General features: G+C 68.8%; 18 protein-coding genes. 7 read left to right on the forward strand and 11 right to left on the reverse strand.

What is annotated here, in order from left to right; all coding sequences use genetic code 11:
- Positions 1 to 18 precede the first annotated feature (18 nt).
- Entirely contained in the window at positions 19 to 471 is a 453-nt protein-coding gene (locus AC0685_RS09620) for a gamma-glutamylcyclotransferase family protein (protein WP_185927259.1), read from the reverse strand.
- A gap of 127 nt (positions 472 to 598) precedes the next feature.
- Here AC0685_RS09620 and AC0685_RS09625 point away from each other — a divergent pair, with 127 nt between their 5' ends.
- The 3 genes from AC0685_RS09625 (at position 599) to AC0685_RS09635 (ending at position 3163) form a co-directional block, all read left to right on the forward strand.
- The gene (locus AC0685_RS09625; protein ID WP_340684569.1) at positions 599 to 2002 is read left to right on the forward strand and encodes an NAD(P)H-quinone dehydrogenase; all 1404 of its coding nucleotides are present in this window, start codon (positions 599 to 601) and stop codon (positions 2000 to 2002) included.
- A gap of 83 nt (positions 2003 to 2085) precedes the next feature.
- Positions 2086 to 2547, forward strand: a complete 462-nt coding sequence (locus tag AC0685_RS09630) for a hypothetical protein (RefSeq protein ID WP_478225234.1) — start codon at positions 2086 to 2088, stop codon at positions 2545 to 2547.
- A gap of 22 nt (positions 2548 to 2569) precedes the next feature.
- Positions 2570 to 3163 carry a class F sortase gene (locus AC0685_RS09635; protein ID WP_478225130.1) on the forward strand — a complete coding sequence of 198 codons (594 nt, stop codon included), beginning with the start codon at positions 2570 to 2572 and terminating at the stop codon, positions 3161 to 3163.
- A gap of 54 nt (positions 3164 to 3217) precedes the next feature.
- Here the strand turns inward: AC0685_RS09635 and glpK are convergent, their stop codons facing one another.
- Positions 3218 to 4729, reverse strand: coding sequence for a glycerol kinase GlpK (gene glpK / locus AC0685_RS09640; protein WP_340684567.1), 1512 nt, complete (start codon positions 4727 to 4729; stop codon positions 3218 to 3220).
- A 14-nt stretch (positions 4730 to 4743) separates the two neighbouring features.
- Positions 4744 to 5499 carry an MIP/aquaporin family protein gene (locus AC0685_RS09645; protein ID WP_478225131.1) on the reverse strand — a complete coding sequence of 252 codons (756 nt, stop codon included), beginning with the start codon at positions 5497 to 5499 and terminating at the stop codon, positions 4744 to 4746.
- 235 nt (positions 5500 to 5734) lie between these two features.
- Between AC0685_RS09645 and AC0685_RS09650 the strand changes: the two genes are divergently transcribed.
- Both AC0685_RS09650 and AC0685_RS09655 read left to right on the forward strand, forming a co-directional pair.
- The gene (locus AC0685_RS09650; RefSeq protein ID WP_478225133.1) at positions 5735 to 7474 is read left to right on the forward strand and encodes a glycerol-3-phosphate dehydrogenase/oxidase; all 1740 of its coding nucleotides are present in this window, start codon (positions 5735 to 5737) and stop codon (positions 7472 to 7474) included.
- A 216-nt stretch (positions 7475 to 7690) separates the two neighbouring features.
- On the forward strand, positions 7691 to 9154 hold the full coding sequence (locus AC0685_RS09655) for an aldehyde dehydrogenase family protein (RefSeq protein WP_478225134.1): 1464 nt from the start codon (positions 7691 to 7693) through the stop codon (positions 9152 to 9154).
- A 121-nt stretch (positions 9155 to 9275) separates the two neighbouring features.
- Here the strand turns inward: AC0685_RS09655 and AC0685_RS09660 are convergent, their stop codons facing one another.
- The 4 genes from AC0685_RS09660 to AC0685_RS09675 are packed head-to-tail and all read right to left on the reverse strand — an operon-like array spanning position 9276 to position 11834.
- Complete coding sequence (locus tag AC0685_RS09660) at positions 9276 to 9806, reverse strand: GNAT family N-acetyltransferase (protein WP_123798275.1); 531 nt, start codon at positions 9804 to 9806, stop codon at positions 9276 to 9278.
- Positions 9807 to 9861: 55 nt separating this feature from the next.
- Positions 9862 to 10893: a hypothetical protein gene (locus tag AC0685_RS09665; protein WP_478225135.1), complete on the reverse strand. Its 1032-nt coding sequence runs from the start codon at positions 10891 to 10893 to the stop codon at positions 9862 to 9864.
- A gap of 60 nt (positions 10894 to 10953) precedes the next feature.
- The gene (locus AC0685_RS09670) at positions 10954 to 11328 is read right to left on the reverse strand and encodes a DUF1707 SHOCT-like domain-containing protein (protein WP_034304743.1); all 375 of its coding nucleotides are present in this window, start codon (positions 11326 to 11328) and stop codon (positions 10954 to 10956) included.
- 41 nt (positions 11329 to 11369) lie between these two features.
- A complete protein-coding gene (locus AC0685_RS09675; RefSeq protein WP_478225136.1) occupies positions 11370 to 11834 on the reverse strand; it encodes a DUF1707 SHOCT-like domain-containing protein in 465 nt (154 codons plus the stop codon).
- A gap of 150 nt (positions 11835 to 11984) precedes the next feature.
- Here AC0685_RS09675 and AC0685_RS09680 point away from each other — a divergent pair, with 150 nt between their 5' ends.
- The gene (locus AC0685_RS09680; protein WP_478225137.1) at positions 11985 to 12407 is read left to right on the forward strand and encodes a hypothetical protein; all 423 of its coding nucleotides are present in this window, start codon (positions 11985 to 11987) and stop codon (positions 12405 to 12407) included.
- Positions 12408 to 12452: 45 nt separating this feature from the next.
- Here the strand turns inward: AC0685_RS09680 and AC0685_RS09685 are convergent, their stop codons facing one another.
- Positions 12453 to 14243 carry an acetyl/propionyl/methylcrotonyl-CoA carboxylase subunit alpha gene (locus tag AC0685_RS09685; RefSeq protein WP_478225138.1) on the reverse strand — a complete coding sequence of 597 codons (1791 nt, stop codon included), beginning with the start codon at positions 14241 to 14243 and terminating at the stop codon, positions 12453 to 12455.
- Between the two features lie 108 nt (positions 14244 to 14351).
- Positions 14352 to 14636: an SAV_915 family protein gene (locus AC0685_RS09690; protein ID WP_478225139.1), complete on the reverse strand. Its 285-nt coding sequence runs from the start codon at positions 14634 to 14636 to the stop codon at positions 14352 to 14354.
- A gap of 83 nt (positions 14637 to 14719) precedes the next feature.
- Here AC0685_RS09690 and AC0685_RS09695 point away from each other — a divergent pair, with 83 nt between their 5' ends.
- On the forward strand, positions 14720 to 15403 hold the full coding sequence (locus AC0685_RS09695) for a hypothetical protein (protein WP_478225235.1): 684 nt from the start codon (positions 14720 to 14722) through the stop codon (positions 15401 to 15403).
- 172 nt (positions 15404 to 15575) lie between these two features.
- Here AC0685_RS09695 and AC0685_RS09700 read toward each other — a convergent pair whose 3' ends face one another.
- Together AC0685_RS09700 and AC0685_RS09705 are read right to left on the reverse strand one after the other, a co-directional pair.
- A complete protein-coding gene (locus AC0685_RS09700; RefSeq protein ID WP_478225140.1) occupies positions 15576 to 16940 on the reverse strand; it encodes a dicarboxylate/amino acid:cation symporter in 1365 nt (454 codons plus the stop codon).
- A gap of 100 nt (positions 16941 to 17040) precedes the next feature.
- Positions 17041 to 17667, reverse strand: coding sequence for a Maf family protein (locus tag AC0685_RS09705; protein ID WP_125680147.1), 627 nt, complete (start codon positions 17665 to 17667; stop codon positions 17041 to 17043).
- Between the last annotated feature and the right edge of the window lie 129 nt (positions 17668 to 17796).

A 17796-nucleotide genomic window follows, 5' to 3' on the forward strand; every position in this document is an offset into this window, starting at 1 on the left:
GGGGGCGGAACTCGCGGGTCAGCCGGAGATGCCCTGGCAGGGGCGGGTGCGGAGGGCGTCGACGTAGTCGGCGGGGGCGCCGGCGGCCTCGGCCGCATCGGCCAGGACGCCGAGGTAGCGCGCGGACGGGAGGCCGCCCTCGTAGGCGTCCAGGACGTACAGCCACGCCAGCACGGAGCCGTCCATGGTCTGCACGCGGAGCCGGATCTTGGAGTGAATGCCCAGCTCGCCGCCTTCCCAGCGGTCGAGGTTGGGTTCGTCCAGCGAGGTGACGTCGTACAGCACCACGAAGACCCGGGAGCCCGGGTCTTCGACGATGGTCGCCAGCGCGCCTTCCCAGCCGAGGTCTTCGCCCCCGAAGGTCAGCCTCCAGCCCTCCAGCCAGCCGGTGCCGGCCATGGGCGAGTGGGGAGCGCGCTCCAACATCTGGGAGGGCTCCATATTGGATCCATACGCGGCATACAACGGCACGGCCACAGCCTAGCGACCCGGCGGTCACCCGGCTGGACGCACATGCCGTGTCCGGCCACTCAATCCGCCCAACGGTCGCCCGCGTACGGTAAACGCAGTCACAGACACCGCTGCGAGGAGGAGACCAGTGACCAAGATCGTGATCATGGGCGGAGGCCCCGCCGGTTACGAAGCGGCACTGGTCGCGGCCCAGCACGGAGCCGACGTCACCATCGTCGAGCGTGACGGCCTGGGCGGCGCGTGCGTGCTCTACGACTGTGTCCCGTCGAAGACGTTCATCGCCTCCTCCGGCGCGCTGGCGAACATGCACGACCTTCGCGAGCTCGGCATCAACACCGACATGGCCGACACCAGCGTCGACCTGCCGACCGTCCACGGCCGGGTGAAGGGTCTCGCGCTCGCGCAGTCCGCCGACATCCGCGCCCGCGTCCAGCGCGAGGGCGTCCGCGTCGTCATCGGCCAGGCCCGCTTCGACGACGAAGAGGCCGGGCTCGCCACGCACAAGGTCGCCGTCACCGCCCCCGACGGCTCGACCGAGGTGCTCGACGCCGACGTCGTCCTCATCTCCACCGGTGCCACCCCGCGCGTGCTGCCCGGCGCCGTGCCGGACGGCGAGCGCATCCTCGACTGGCGCCAGCTCTACGACCTGCGCGAGCTGCCCGAGCACCTGGCCGTCATCGGTTCGGGTGTCACCGGCGCCGAATTCGCCTCGGCCTACACCGAGATGGGTGTCAAGGTCACCGTCGTGTCCAGCCGCGACCGCGTGCTCCCGCACGAGGACGCCGACGCCGCCGCCGTGCTCGAAGAGGTCTTCTCGCAGCGCGGCACCACGGTCGTCAAGCAGGCCCGCGCCGACAAGGTGGAGCGCACCGAAAAGGGCGTCGAGATCCACCTCGCCGACGGCCGCGTGATCGAAGCCAGCCACGCGTTGATGACCGTCGGTTCGGTGCCCAACACCACCGACATCGGCCTGGAGAAGGTCGGCATCGAGCCCGGCCCCGGCGGCTTCATCGGCGTCGACCGGGTTTCCCGCACCAGCGCGCCCGGGATCTACGCCGCCGGCGACTGCACCGGGGTGCTCATGCTGGCTTCCGTGGCCAGCATGCAGGGCCGCATCGCGATGTGGCACGCGCTCGGCGAGGGTGTCGCGCCGATCAAACTCAAGACCGTCGCCGCCAACGTGTTCACCCACCCCGAGATCGCGACCGTCGGCATCAGCCAGCAGGCGATCGACTCGGGTGAGGTGCCCGCCCGCACCATCATGCTCCCGCTCGCGACGAACGCCCGCGCGAAGATGGAAGGCCTGCGACGCGGTTTCGTGAAGCTGTTCTGCCGCCCCGCCACCGGTGTGGTCGTCGGTGGGGTGGTCGTGGCGCCGACGGCGAGCGAACTCATCCTTCCCATCGCGCTCGCCGTCCAGAACCAGCTCACAGTGGAACATCTGGCACTGACATTTTCGGTGTACCCGTCGCTGTCGGGGTCGATCACCGAGGCGGGCCGCCAGTTGATGCGCCACGACGACTTGGACTGATCGCCTCCGGCGAAGCAACCCTCGCGGGGGCGGCCGCGTCTAGCGCGTGTCGGTGTTTCGTTGACAGCTAGGGGTTTTCCGTGATTCGCAGGGTTCTCGCCGGAGTGGTGGCGATCGGTGCGGCGGTGCTGGCGGGGGCGTCAGCCGGTTTCGCACAGCAACCCGAGCCGGATCCCGGTGTCACGGTGCAGCTCAACGACGACACCGCCTACGAACTCGGGCTCGTCAACAAGTTTGTGCACGGTGACTCCAACGTGGCGCTGGCGCGATGCCCCGGCGGCGACGGGCTGAAGGCGCCGTCGTCGACGACGTTCTCTTCGCCGGTGCTGAGCATCGGGAAGTACGACTACGGCCCGCTCATCGGGGTGCCGGCGAACGTCAGCGCCGACGTCGAACTCAAAGACGGCACCGCGCCCGGCAGCTACCCGCTGACCGTCAACTGCAACGGAAAGTCTTATACGGCAACATTCACCGTTCCTCCCCGGCAGGTGAGCGCGGTGCCTTCCGGTGCCGCTCACGCGGGCGACGGCAGCATGGCCTCCTGACCGCTTCCCGAAAGGGGTGAGCATGAAGGTGCGATGGGCACCGCTGGTGCTCGCGGTGGTTCTGGCGGCCGTCTTGGCGTTCGTCCAGTCCGGACAGGACGAGGTCGTTCCGCCGCGAGTCCCGGAGCGGGCCGCGGGGGCCGTCACCCGAGGACTGCCGAAGGCCGATCCGGTGTCGATCGACGTGCCGAAGATCGAAGCGCGGTCCAGCCTGATCCCGCTGGGGCTCAACGGGGACGACACCATCGAGGTGCCGCCGGTGACCCGGCCGATGCAGGCGGGCTGGTACGTGCACGGGCCGACACCGGGGGAAATCGGGCCTTCGGTGATCCTCGGGCACGTGGACGGGAACAAGCAGAAGGGCATCTTCTTCCGGCTGAAGGAACTGACGCCCGGCGACAAGGTCTCGATCACCCGCAAGGACGGCGTGACGGTCGAGTTCGCGGTCACGAGGGTCGAGCGGGTGGCGAAGGACGAGTTCCCCACCGACGCCGTCTACGGCGACACAACCGAGCCGGAACTGCGGCTCATCACCTGCGGCGGGGTCTTCGACAAGGCGTCGCGCAACTACCTCGACAACGTCATCGTGTTCGCCCGGATGATCTCGTCCCCGTAGCGCGTGAAGGCCCCCAACCGCTTGGGAAGGGGCCTTCACGCGCAAAGCGGCGGGTCAGTCTTCGTCGACCCAGTCGAAGGTCTTCGTGACCGCCTTCTTCCAGTTCCGGTACTCGGATTCGCGGCGGGCCTCGTCCATCGACGGGTCCCACTGCTTGTCCTGCGCCCAGTTGTTGCGGATGTCGTCCTCGCTCTCCCAGAACCCCACGGCGAGCCCGGCCGCGTAGGCGGCGCCGAGCGCGGTGGTCTCGTTGACCACCGGCCGGATCACGGGCACGCCGAGGATGTCGGCCTGGAACTGCATGAGCAGTTCGTTGACGACCATCCCGCCGTCGACCTTCAGCGACTTCAGCGGGACGCCGGAGTCGGCGTTCATCGCGTCGATCACCTCGCGCGACTGGAACGCCGTCGCCTCCAGGACCGCCCGCGAGATGTGCCCCTTGTTGACGAACCGGGTGAGTCCGACGATCGCGCCGCGGGCGTCGGAGCGCCAGTACGGCGCGAAGAGACCCGAGAACGCCGGTACGAAGTACGCGCCACCGTTGTCCTCGACGGTGCGGGCGTGCTGCTCGACCTCGGCCGCCGAACCGATCAGGCCGAGGTTGTCGCGCAGCCACTGCACGAGCGAACCGGTGACCGCGATCGAGCCTTCGAGCGCGTACACCGTGTCGTTCGAGCCGATCTTGTAGCAGACCGTGGTGAGCAGCCCGTTGTCCGACATGACCTTCTCGGTGCCGGTGTTGAGCAGCATGAAGTTGCCGGTGCCGTAGGTGTTCTTCGCTTCACCCGGCGAGAGGCACGCCTGCCCGAAGGTCGCCGCCTGCTGGTCGCCCAGGATGCCCGAGATCGGAACTCCGGCCAGCGCCCCCTTCTCCCGGACCTTGCCGTAGGTCTCCGACGACGACCGGATCTCCGGCAGCATCGACAGCGGGATCGTCATCTCTTCGGCGATCTCGGCGTCCCAGGTCAGCGTGTCGAGGTCCATCAGCATGGTCCGCGACGCGTTGGTCGGATCGGTGACATGGACGCCGCCGTCGACCCCGCCGGTCATGTTCCACAGCACCCAGGTGTCCATGTTGCCGAAGATCAAGTCGCCGGCTTCGGCCTTCGCGCGGGCGCCGTCAACGTTGTCGAGGATCCACTTGATCTTCGGGCCGGAGAAGTAGGTCGCCAGCGGCAGGCCCACCTTCGCGCGGTAACGCTCCTGCCCGCCGCCGAGCGCGCCCAGGTCGCTGACGATCTTGTCGGTGCGGGTGTCCTGCCACACGATCGCGTTGTACACCGGCTTGCCGGTGGTGCGGTCCCAGACCAGCGTGGTCTCGCGCTGGTTGGTGATGCCGACCGCGACGATGTCGCTCGCGACCAGGTCCCCCTTGGCCAGCGCGCCCGCGGCGACGGCCCGCGTGTTCTCCCAGATCTCTTCGGCGTTGTGCTCGACCCAGCCCGCCTTCGGGAAGATCTGCTCGTGTTCCCGCTGGTCGACGGCGACCACCCGGCCGGAGTGGTCGAAGATCATGCAGCGGGTCGACGTGGTGCCCTGGTCGATCGCGGCTACGTACGAAGTCATCGAAAACTCCAGTCTCAGGTGAGGTTGTGGACGGCGAGGAAGAGCAGGGCGGCCAGGGCACCGCCGACCAGCGGGCCGGCGACCGGGACCCAGGAGTAGCCCCAGTTCGGGTTGGCCTTGTTCTTGATGGGCAGCAGGAACGCGTACGCGATGCGGGGGCCGAGGTCTCGGGCCGGGTTGATGGCGTAACCGGTCGGACCACCGAGGGACTGGCCGATGACCAGCACGACGAACGCTACACCCGCGTAGCCGAGCGCGGAGTTGCCGAAGTTCGGCGTGCCGCCCTCAGCCGTGGCGTTGGCGTAGACCGGGCTGAGCAGGATCCACGCGACCAGCACGAAGGTGCCGATGATCTCGGTGACGAGGTTCCACACCTTGTTCGGGATCTGCGGCGCGGTCGAGAAGATGCCGAGCGTCTCGTCGCGCTGCGGGTGGTCGTCGAACTGCAGCTTGTAGGCGGCCCAGCAGAGCACGGCGCCGAGGATCGCGCCGACCAGCTGCCCGGCGAAGTAGATCGGGACGTCCGCCCACTTCGTCTTGTCCGCGATGGCGAGGCCCAGTGTCACCGCGGGGTTCAGGTGCGCGCCGCTCGGCGCGGCGATGCTGGCACCGGCGAAGACCGCGAACGCCCACCCGAAGGTGATCATCACGACGCCACCGTTGTGGCCGTTGTTCTTCCGCAACACGTGGTTGGCGACCACGCCGTTACCCAACAGGATCAGGACCGCCGTTCCCAGCAGTTCCCAGACGAATATGGCTCCTGCACTCACCGCTTGACCTCCACTTTGGACATTCCGCGCAGGGTCGAACACGGTGTGCTACGGCGCCCTTGCCGACCCACGTCCGTGGCACGTTACCGTCGCGTATTTGTTCCTTCCAGGCGTCGCGGGAACCAATCCTTCCAAGATCGACGAGGGTTACGCCACACGTGTCACCCGCATAACGGACCGGTCGCGGCCGATCGTGCGATGCTGGAGCCACAGCGGCACCAAGGAGGAATGTCACGTGGCAAGCTCTCAGCGCGAAGCCGAAAACAGCCCCGCCAGGCTGGGACCGCTCAAGCGGGAAGAGTCTTGGCAGCGGCTGGGTGAGGACAAGTTCGACCTCGTCGTCATCGGCGGCGGAGTGGTCGGGGCGGGCACGGCGCTCGACGCCGCGACACGCGGCCTGCGGGTCGCCCTCGTCGAAGCGCGCGACCTCGCCTCGGGCACGTCGAGCCGCTCCAGCAAGCTCTTCCACGGCGGGCTCCGTTACCTCGAACAGCTGGAATTCGGTCTGGTGCGGGAAGCTCTGCGGGAACGCGAGCTGATGCTGACCACGATCGCCCCGCATCTGGTGAAGCCGGTCAGCTTCCTGTACCCACTGACCCACCGGGTCTGGGAGCGTCCGTACACCGCGGCCGGTCTGCTGATGTACGACACGATGGGCGGTGCGCGGTCGGTCCCCGGCCAGAAACACCTGAGCCGCGCGGGCGCGCTGCGGATGGTCCCGGCGCTGAAGCGGTCCGCGTTGATCGGCGGGATCCGTTACTACGACGCGCAAGCCGACGACGCGCGCCACACGATGACCGTCGCCCGCACCGCCGCGCACTACGGCGCCGTGGTGCGCACCTCCACCCAGGTGGTCGGTTTCCTCCGCGAGGCGGACCGCATTTCCGGGGTTCGCGTGCGCGACGTCGAGGACGGCCGCGAGACCGAGATCCACGCCTCCGCGGTGGTCAACTGCACCGGCGTGTGGACCGACGAGCTGCAGCGCCTTTCCGGTGGCCGCGGCCGGTTCCGGGTGCGGGCGAGCAAGGGTGTGCACATCGTCGTCCCGCGCGACCGGATCGTCTCGGAATCGGGCATGATCCTGCGCACCGAGAAATCCGTGCTGTTCGTCATCCCGTGGCGCAACCACTGGATCGTCGGGACCACCGACACCGACTGGAACCTCGACCTCGCGCATCCCGCCGCGACGAAGCACGACATCGACTACCTCCTGGAACACGTCAACACCGTGCTCGCGACACCGCTGACGCACGACGACATCGAAGGCGTTTACGCGGGGCTGCGGCCTTTGCTCGCAGGGGAAAGCGAAGAGACGTCGAAGCTTTCGCGTGAGCACGCGGTCGCGCGTGTCGCGCCGGGGCTGGTCGCGATCGCGGGCGGCAAGTACACGACGTACCGGGTGATGGCGGCCGACGCCGTCGACGCCGCGGCCGTCGATCTTCCCGGCAGGCCGCAGTCGTCCATCACGGACAAGGTGCCGCTGCTGGGCGCGGACGGGTACCACGCGCTGGTGAACCAGGCCGACCACCTGGCCGGCGAGCACGGGCTGCACCCGTACCGCGTGCGTCATCTGCTCGACCGGTACGGCTCGATGGTGCACGAGGTCCTCGCACTCGGCGAAGGACGTCCGGAACTGCTGAAGCCGCTGGAGCACGCTCCGGACTACCTCGGTGTCGAGGTCGTCTACGCGGCCAGCCACGAGGGCGCGCTTCACCTGGAAGACGTGCTCGCGCGCCGGACGCGGATCTCGATCGAGTACGCGCACCGCGGCGTCGACTGCGCCGCGCAGGTCGCCACGCTGGTGGGCGAAGTGCTCGGCTGGTCGAAGGACGAGGAGAAACGCGAAGTCGAGGTGTACAAGGCGCGGGTCGACGCGGAACGGAAGTCCCAGTCGCAGCCGAGCGACGAGGCCGCCGACGCGTTGCGCTCGGCCGCGCCGGAAGCGCGCTCGGGGATCATCGAACCGGTGAGTTGATCGTCCCTGCCGCGTGGTGTGCCACGCGCGCAGAGATCGTTGCCTGATCCGGTGAATCTGGCATAGCGTCGGCCGTCCCAGCCCGCGCGGCCGAAGGCCCCGCTATCGCGGTGGCAGGGCCCTTGTCCGCGAACGGGAAAAGTTTGATCAGCGCCCTGCCGACGTCGATCGCGGCCGAGGGCTCTTTGATCAGGCACAGAGACGGAAGGCGGCCTTGTGGTGTTTCTCGACTCGTCGACGTGGACGGACCGGATCTTCGCCGGCGGTGCCTGGGTGCCCGGCACCGGCGGCACCCGGAAGGTCACGGAGCCCGCGACCGGAGCGGTGCTGGGAAGCATTGGGATCGCCACGGCCGAAGACGCCGCGAAGGCGGCGGAAACGGCGGCCGAGGCGCAGCGGGCTTGGGCGGCGACACCGCACGTCCAGCGGGCCGCCGTCCTGCGCAAGGCCGCCCGGCTGTGGTCGGAGTACGCCGACGAGATCCGCTGGTGGAACGTCCGCGAGGTCGGCGCCGTGCCGGGAGTCGCGGGCTTTTCGCTGCACGTCGCAGAGCAGGAGTGCTACGAAGCGGCGGCTCTGCCCGGACGCCCGTACGGCGAACTCCTGCCGAGCGAAGAGCCGCGCCTCTCGATGGCGCGCCGCGTGCCGGCCGGTGTGGTCACGGTGATCTCGCCGTTCAACATGCCGATCATCCTCGGCATCCGCTCGGTCGCACCGGCGCTCGCGCTGGGGAACGCGGTCATCCTGAAGCCGGATCCGCGTACCGCCGTCACCGGTGGCGTGGTCCTCGCGCGGATCTTCGAGGAAGCCGGCCTGCCGCCGGGGGTGCTCCAGATGCTGCCGGGCGGCGCGGACGTCGGCGAGACGCTGGTGACGCATCCGGCCGTCCGGGTCATCTCGTTCACCGGGTCGACCGGCGCCGGGCGCAAGGTCGGCGAACTCGCCGGGAAGCACCTGAAGCGGGCACATCTGGAGCTGGGCGGGAACTCCGCGCTCATCGTGCTCGACGACGCGGACGTCGACGAGGCCGCCGGGGTCGCCGCGTTCGGCTCGTTCTTCCACCAGGGCCAGATCTGCATGACCACCGGACGGCACCTGGTGCACGAGCGGCTCTACGACGACTTCGTCGAGCGGCTGGCGGCGAAGGCGGCGGCGTTGCGGGTGGGCGACCCGGCGCGGGACGAGGTCGCGCTCGGGCCGATCATCGACGCCGGGCAGCGGGACAAGATCCACGAGCTGGTCACGGCCAGCGTCGCGGCGGGGGCGCGGGTCGCCGCCGGCGCCGAGTACGACCGGCTGTTCTACGCCGCGACGGTGCTCGCCGACGTGCCGTCGACGGCGCCCGCGGTCGCCGAGGAGATCTTCGGCCCGGTCGCGCCGGTCGTGCGGTTCTCCGACGCGGAGGAGGCCGTCCGTCTCGCGACGGCGAGCGAGTACGGGCTGTCGCTGGGGATCGTCACGCGCGATGTCCTCAAAGGACTGGAGCTGGCCGACCGCGTCCCGACCGGGATCGTGCACATCAACGACCAGACGGTCAGCGACGAGGCGAACAGCCCCTTCGGCGGCGTCGCCGCTTCGGGCACCGGAAGCCGCTTCGGCGGCGCGGCGGCGAACATCGAGGCGTTCACCGAGACGCGGTGGGTCACCGTCCGGAACCCGCCGCCCACCTACCCCTTCTGACCCGCCCGCATTCAGTCCTCGGGATGCGGTAGTTCGGATTGCCAACGACCGCATTTCGTCCTCTGAATGCGGTAGTTCGTGTCGCGTACTGCCGCATTCAGAGGACGAAATGCGGGGAGGCTCAGGCGGTGCGGCGCCAGCGGATGAGGCGTTCCCCGGTCGGGGCCGGCTCGAGTTCGGGCCCGACCAGGGTGAACCCGCATTTGCGGGCGACCGAAGCGGACACCTCGTTGGTCTCTTCGTAGCGGTAGCTGACCTCGCGCAGGCCGAGCCCGCCGAAGCCGAAGCGCAGGGCCGCGTTGAGCGCGGTGCTCGCGACCCCCTTGCCCCGCGACGCCGCGCGCACCCAGACCGACGCCTCCGCGTACCCGGCGTCGAGATCCAGGTCCCGCAGGCCGACCTCGCCCAGCAGATCCCCGGTCGTCGGCTCGGCCACCGCCCACGAACAGCGCTCGTCACCCGCCCACTGGGCGGCGCGCAGCGCGACGTACTCGGTCGCCTCGTCGAGGTCCCGCAAGCGATAGTTCAGGACGTACTTACGGTGCGTCGGATCGGCGAAGGCCGCGACCAGCGCCGGACGGTCGTCGAGGGCCTTGTCCGCCCGCAGCTGCCGCAGGTAGTACTCGCCCGCGTTGATCTCCACCGGTTCCACCCTTCGAGGGTAGCCAGACCGGGGTGGCCCGCATACGGACCACCCCGGCCGGAGATCACCGCACGTAGCGCCAGACCACCGGCGTGCCGCCCTCGTCCAGCGGCTTGTTCGACGTGATTCCCGCGATCGTCCCGTCGTCCGAGACGACCCGGCTCTGCGCCCGTCCGAAACCCGCCGGGGTCGGCAACGCCCCGGACCGCTCGGTGCCCTGCCAGGTCACCGAGCGGTTCATGATCGGCTCGGGGGCAGGCTCCAGCCCGGTCGTGAGCCCGTGCGAGTTGAGATCGACGCCGTACACGCCACCGGGCAGCGCCTCGGCGGTGGTCGGCATGCTCCACACGAACGCCTGCGAATCCTGGATCGCCGGGTCGTAGGCGCTACCGGCGATCCGGCCGTCCTCGATGGCCCTCACGGTCACGGAATCGTATCCGGCGGGAGCGGTGACCTCGGTGAGGTCGCCGTTCTTCCACACGAATCCGCCGTTGTAGAGACGGCTCAGCAGGACCGTGCCGTCGTCGTCGATGTCGGTCGCCAGCAGGCCGGCCGGGAGCAGTTCGGGACCGGACGAGGTGGCGGTGGCCCGCCACAGCACCGCGCGGGTGCCGTCCGGATCGTCCTTCTTGTGGGCGTTGCCGACCACGTCACCCTGGTCGTTGACGGCCACGCCGTAGACGTAGGAGAACCCCGCCGGGACCGGGAGGACCCGGAACCCGTTCGCGTCGAGGACGAACGGCCTGGTCTCCCCGGTGTCGTAGTCGGATGCGTCGCCCACCACCGTGCCGGACCCGTTCTGGTCCCAGGCCATCGCCCATTCGTATCCGGCCGGTACCCCGTGGACGGTCGGCGCGCCGTTCTTCCAGGTGACGATCTGCGAGGTCCCGCCGATGGGGAAGGCGCCCGCGTAGCCACCGTGCCCGTCCGCTCCGGTGACGAAGCCCCGCGAAAGTTCGCTGCCCGCGGGCAATGTCAGGAAGGTGGCCTCCCAGTGCCCTTCCGCCGCGTTCGCGGGCACGGCGCCCAACGCGGTCATCCCGATGGTGGTGGCGGCGAGAAGGACCCCCGCGCGCATTCTGGACTTGACGATCATGTTCGTCCCCATTTCCCCAGATCTGTACCGAGGGAACGCGCGAACCGGGCTTTCGGTTGCCTAGCGGCGACGGCTCATGATCAGCGCGACCGCCAGCGGCAGCAGGAAGACGAGGAACGTCCCGCGGGTGAAGAAGAACAGCGCGATCGCGACCGCCGCGGCTATCGGTACCGCGCTGGCCGTCAGCCATTTGGACGGCTGGACCTCGTTCTTCGCGGACGCCTGCGCGACACCGGGCATCGGGGGCAGGGGGAGCAGCGCGCTGGGGCGGGGCGAGGGCAGGTCGGTGAACAGCGGTTCGAGCTCGCTGGCCATCCTCGCCGCGCTGATCTTCGCCGACCGCGTCCCGAACTCGTCGAGGTCGAGTCTGCCGGTGCGGACATGCTCCTCCAGCGCTTCGAGCGCGTCTTGGCGTTCGGCGTCGCTCAGCCGCATGTCCGGTCTCTCGGCACTCACGTCCCGAGTCTACGGGCGGATCAGCCGTCCAGCTCCCGTCGGCGCTGCTTGCCGAGCTTCTTGTGGGAGTTCTCCCAGCCTTTGCCCCAGATGCTCTCGCCGACGGCGCTGATCCCGATCGGGACGAGGATGAACCACCAGGTGAGGTCGGTGGTGACGATGAGCACGATGGTGGCGATGAACAGGATCGGCAGGAGCGCGCTCATGACGCGCTGCACCGGGGAGATGCCCGCCCACGGCGACGCCGGTTTCTCCGGTTCGCTCACGGCGGTCCTGGGCGTGTCGTAGCGCGGATGCGGTTCCGGCAGGTCGGCGAAGACCTCGGCCAGGTCGCCGCGTGTCTTGGCGGCGGTGATCCGGGCGGACCGCTCGCCGAACTCGTCGATGTCGATCCTGCCGGCGCTCATGTGCTCGCCGAGCGCGGTCAGCGCGGACTCGCGATCCTGATCACTGATCCGCAGCCGCGGAGACGGAACCTCGCTCACCCCTCCGATGGTAGGCCGGGCGAGGCCTCGTCAACCACGACATCCGTCAGTCTTTTCGCACTGGCGCAAAGGTGTTGTAGCGGTCGTGCCGTGCCCTTCACCCTGGTCACGCGTCCGGGAATCGGGCGTGATCGAGAGAGGGGGGACCTCATGCGGAAGTTCATCACCAAGGTCGCGCTGGTGGCCGGGATCGCGGTCGCCGCGCTGCCGGTCGGCGTGGCGTCGGCAAGCGCCACGAACTCGCCGGGGGGCGATGCCGAGGTGCGCGGCGGCTGCTTGGGCAAGATCTGCGGCACGGTGCTCAACAAGTCCGGCCACGACATCTGGGCGATCCGCACGTTCGACTCGAACGGGCCGAAGCCCGGCACCGAGTGGCGGCGGCTCAAGCCCGGCCAGAAGACCCCGAAGAACCAGGACTGGGACGGCGTCTACGTCGAGTGCAAGGCCAAGGGCACGCTGTCCACCTGGACCTTCCCCGGATTCTGGTGGGACGAGGACTGGAAGGGCAAGGCGGGCTGGTGGTACAAGATCAGTACCGACCAGGACATCCACGTGGAGAAGCAGTACTGCTGATCCGCCGGTCCCGGTGAGTCCACAGTGGACTCACCGGGAACGCGGTCAGTCCTTCAGTTCGAACAGCTGGGTGCCCTGCGTCACCGCGGCGCCGACCTCGACCGCGAGGCCGGTGACCGTGCCCGCCTTGTGCGCGGTGACCGGGTTCTCCATCTTCATCGCTTCGAGCACGACGACCAGCTCGCCCGCTTCGACGTGCTGGCCCTCTTCGACGGCGACCTTGACGATGGTGCCCTGCATCGGCGCGGTGACCGCGTCGCCGCTCACCGCCGCCTTGGTGCCGCCCGCGCGCTTGCGCGGCTTGGCCTTCACGGCCGTCCCGCCGCCACCGGCGTCGAGCGAGAAACCGCCGGGGAGCGACACTTCGAGACGGCGGCCGCCGACCTCGACGACGACGTTCTGACGCGGCGGCTCTTCCTCGGCCTCGGCCGCTTCCGGCGCCACGAACGGCTCGATGGTGTTCTCGAACTCGGTCTCGATCCAGCGGGTGTGCACGCTGAACCCGTTCTCGTCGCCGACGAAGGCCGGGTCGTTCACGATCACGCGGTGGAACGGCAGGACCGTCGCCATCCCGTCGGCGACCATCTCGGCCAGCGCGCGGCGGCTGCGCTCGAGCGCGTTCTGCCGGTCCGAGCCGGTGACGATCAGCTTCGCGAGCATCGAGTCGAACTGGCCGCCGATCACGCTGCCGGACTCGACACCCGAGTCGACACGGACGCCGGGGCCGCTCGGTGCGACGAACTTCGTCACAGTGCCGGGCGCCGGCAGGAAACCGCGGCCGGCGTCCTCACCGTTGATGCGGAACTCGATCGAGTGGCCGCGCGGTTCCGGGTCCTCGGTGATGCGCAGCTTCTCGCCGCGCGCGATACGGAACATCTCGCGCACGAGGTCGAGGCCCGTGGTCTCCTCGGACACCGGGTGCTCGACCTGCAGCCGTGTGTTGACCTCGAGGAACGAAATCGTGCCGTCGACGGCGACGAGGTACTCGACGGTCCCGGCGCCGTAGTAGCCGGCTTCCTTGCAGATCGCCTTCGCGGATTCGTGGATGCGCTTGCGCTGTTCGTCGGTCAGGTACGGCGCGGGTGCCTCCTCGACCAGCTTCTGGTGGCGGCGCTGCAGCGAACAGTCGCGGGTGCCGACGACGATGGCGTTGCCGTGCTGGTCGGCGAGGACCTGCGCCTCGACGTGGCGCGGCTTGTCCAGGTAGCGCTCGACGAAGCATTCGCCGCGGCCGAAGGCGGAGATCGCCTCGCGCGTCGCGGATTCGAAGAGCTCCGGGATCTCCTCGCGGGTGCGGGCGACCTTCAGGCCGCGGCCGCCGCCGCCGAACGCGGCCTTGATCGCGACCGGCAGGCCGTGCTCGTCGGCGAAGGCGACGATCTCGTCGGCGTTCGCGACGGGGTCCTTCGTACCGGGCACGAGCGGAGCCCCGGCGCGCAGCGCGATATGGCGTGCGGTGACCTTGTCGCCGAGGTCGCGAATGGACTGCGGGCTCGGCCCGATCCAGGTGAGCCCGGCGTCGATCACGGCTTGGGCGAAGTCCGCGTTCTCGGAAAGGAACCCGTAGCCGGGGTGGACCGAGTCCGCGCCCGACCTCTTGGCGGCGTCGAGCAGCTTGTCGAAGACGAGGTAGCTCTCGGCCGCGGTGGTGCCGCCGAGGGCGAAGGCCTCGTCCGCGAGACGGACGTGGGGTGCGTCGCGGTCCGGGTCGGCGTAGACGGCCACGCTGGTCAGCCCGGCGTCCTTCGCCGCCCTGATCACCCGTACCGCGATCTCCCCGCGGTTCGCGATCAGGATCTTGGTCACCGGACCACCTGTGCCGGCCTGCTCGGTCACGCCGTACCTCCTGCGTTCGCACGTCGGGCCGCCCCGATGCGGCTCCGCAGCAGTTTACGGAAGTTCCCGCCCCGATTAGTGAGAGCAAGGCCACCCAGTGACCTTCGTTTATACCAGCGCGGGGCGGTGCCGCAGTTCTTCTGGAAGGTCGGAATCGAGCATGATCAGGTCGTACGGCTGGGCCTGGTGGACCCGGCCGAGGTGCTCGGATTTGACCAGTGCCCACGGCTGGTGCGGACCGCAGCACTCGACCAGTCGCTGCACGGAACTGAAGGCGATCAGCGCCATCCGGCCGTCCTTGGTCGGGCGGAGTTCGATCTCCGCGCTCGTGTAGTCCTTCGGCTTTTTCGCCGTGGGGAGGAACAGTGCGGTGGGCAGTCCGGGGTTCGTCACAGGAACAACATAGACGTGCACTCTGCGCTAGATCACTTACGCTCTCGGATATGCGGACTCAGGAAGCACGGGCGCCGCGATCCGTGCTGCTCACCGCGCTGCTGGCGGTGGTGGTGACGGCAGGCGTGATCGTGGCCGTGATCCTGCTCCGCCCCGCCGCTCCCGTGCCCACCGGTGACCCCGGCGTGCCTCCGGTGTCCGATGCCGCCCCGAGCGCGCCCGGCGTCAACTGCGGCGACGCCGCCTGCCGGGAGATCAGCGCGATGACCGTCGGCGGGCTGCCCGTCGTACTGCTGGCCGACGACGCGGGGAAGCAGGGTGTGGTCCGGGTCGGGTCGGACACCGTGTACCCGCTGATCGTCAACGACATGGGGGTCACCCTGAAGAGCGATTCTCTGCGCTGTGTCGACGGCACGACGCCGGTGTGCCTGGTGCGTGGCGAAGTGGGCGGTGGCTCGGCGGGCGAGTTGTTCGTCGCGCGCGGCGAGATCTGGCGGGACACCGGGAAGCCTTATTTCTCCGACGCCGGGACGGTCGCCCTGCACGATGTGACCGCCGACGGGATCGCGGACGTCATCGTCGTGCGGCACGAATGCCCCGGCGCGCAGTCCGGCTCGGCGCGGTGCCAGGCGGCGCCGGTGCTCGCGGAGGTCTACGACGTCGCTCGCGGCTCGGTGGGCTGCACGCGCCGGTACACCGCGCCGTCGGAGCTGAGGGGATGGCCGGATGTGCGGCTGACGAAGGCGGATCTGAGGGCCTGCCCCTGAGGGGGAGCAAGGGACCTTTGCTACCACTTCTCTTGACGTTGAGAGAAGTGGTAGCAAAGGTCCCTTGCTCACTTTTCGCAGGTGGCTGCCGGTCCTCGGAGCATGAAGTCCGTGAAGGCCTCCTTCACTACCGTGAGGGTAGGGAAGGAGGCCTTCACGGACTTAAAGAACCTCAAGCACCCGCGGCAGCAGGCTCCTTCGCGGTGGTAGTAGCCGCTTCGCCGTCGGGGGTGGGCGAAGGGTCCGTCGGCGAGTTGAGCACGTCGTCGTCCAGCAGGCCTTCGCCGCGCGCGACGACCACCGGCACGACGATCTGGCCCGCGACGTTGGTCGCGGTCCGCATCATGTCCATGATCGGGTTCACCGAGTAGATCAGCGCGATCCCGAGCGCCACCTGCTGCGCGTCGAGCCCGATGAACGCGGTGGTCAGGGTCAGCGCGGTCAGCCAACCGGTGGTGCCCGCGGTGGCCAGCGCGCCGAGCACGGCGACCACGACGATCCCGACGTACTGCCAGATGTTCAGCGAGACACCGGAGAGGTTCGCGATGAAGATGGCGCCGATCGCGGGGAACACCGCGGCGCAGCCGTCCATCTTCGTGGCGCTGCCCAGCGGAGTCGCGAAGGCGGCGTACGCGGGCTGGACGCCCAGGTTCACCGCGGACTGCCGGGTGAGGGGCAGCGTCGCCGCCGAAGACTGCGAAGCGAACGCGAACTGGATCGCCGTGCCTGCCTTGGAGAAGAACGTCAGCGGGCTGACCTTCGCCACGAACTGCAGCAGGATCGGGTAGACCACCAGCAGCACCAGCAAGCAGCCGACGTACACCGCGAGAGTGGTGGACAGCAGCGGCCGGAACAGGGCGTCACCGTAGTTCGAGACGGCGGCGCCGATCAGGCCGATGATGCCGATCGGGGCAAGCCGGACAACCCAGCCGAGGTAGCGCTGGATGATCTCGAAGACGCTGGTGGTGAAGTCGACGAACGGCTTGGCCTTGTCGCCGAGGCTGTAGGCGGCCGCGCCGATGATCACGGCGAGGAACAGCACCTGAAGTGTCGAGCCCTCGGTGAAGGCCGCGAAGAAGTTCTTCGGCAGGAAGCCTTCGATGAAGGCACTCCAGGAGCCCCAGTTGTCGACGCTCTTGGTGGCCTTGTCCGCGTTCTTCGCCGTCGCGGCGACGCCTTCGCCGAGGCCGCCGCTGCCGGGGTTGAACAGTTTCGCGACCGCGATGCCGATCAGCGACGCGATGAACGAGGTGATCGCGAACCACAGGACGGTCTTGCCGCCCAGCCGCGCGGCCTTCTTGCCGCCGCCGAGATTGCGCAGGCTGTTGATGCCGACCACGATCGCCGTGAAGACCAGCGGGATCACCGCGATCTGCAGCAGCGTCGTGAAGATCGTGCCGATCTGGTCGAGCAGGTCGGTCAGCCAGCTCGCCTCGGTCGTCCTGGCGAGCACGCCGAGCAGGGCGCCCACGACGAGCGAGCCGAGGACCGCCGCCGCGAAGACCTTTGGCCTTTTGTAGGTCCGAATGAAAGACACGGGGCGACTCCGGTGCGTGAAGGTTTCCTGATTTCCCGAACGTGAAGAACGTTCGGCGAAGCAGGACTCTTCCGGATCACCCGATCGTGTGGGAGTCGTCTCAGGATGCGGGACGCGTCCACAGCTCGATGACGCTCACGCCGACCTCGGCCAGCAAACGCCGGGTCAGCGGCAGGCTGATCCCGATGACGCTCGAGAAATCGCCGTCGATTCCCTCGATGAACCAGCCGCCGAGCCCGTCGAGCGTGAAGCCGCCGGCCACCTGAAGCGGCTCACCGGAAGCGATGTACGCCTCGATCTCTTCTTGTGAAGGTGTACCGAAGCGAACAGTGGTGCCTTCGGTTCCAGACGCTTCTTTCGTCTTCACGCCGTTTTCGACGCGAATGATCGCGTGGCCGGTCAGGAGTTCGCCGGTTTTGCCCGCCATTGACGCCCAGCGCTCGCGCGCGGCTTCCGGCGTGATCGGTTTCCCGACCATCTCACCGTTGATCGACAGCATCGAGTCGCAACCCACGATGACCATGTCGCCGTGCCCGCCGAGCGTCTCGAAAACCGTTTCGGCTTTCGCGGCGGCGAGCGCGCGGACCAGCTCCTCGGGAGCCGGATCGGTCAGGGACGCGGCGACGGCGTCCTCGTCGACGCCGGACACGACGACGCTCGGGTCGAAGCCGGCGGAACGCAGGACACCGAGGCGGGCGGGGGACTGGGAAGCGAGGACGAAACGCACTTGAGGAAGGTACTCGACGGCCCGCCGTTGCCTGATTGTGACCTGGGACACCCGAACGTGGAGCTAGTTTGTTGTGGCGCGCAACATATGGATTGTTCGAGCTACGGAGGAACCAATGTCGTCCCGCCT

This window comes from Amycolatopsis sp. NPDC043889, from assembly GCF_056435645.1.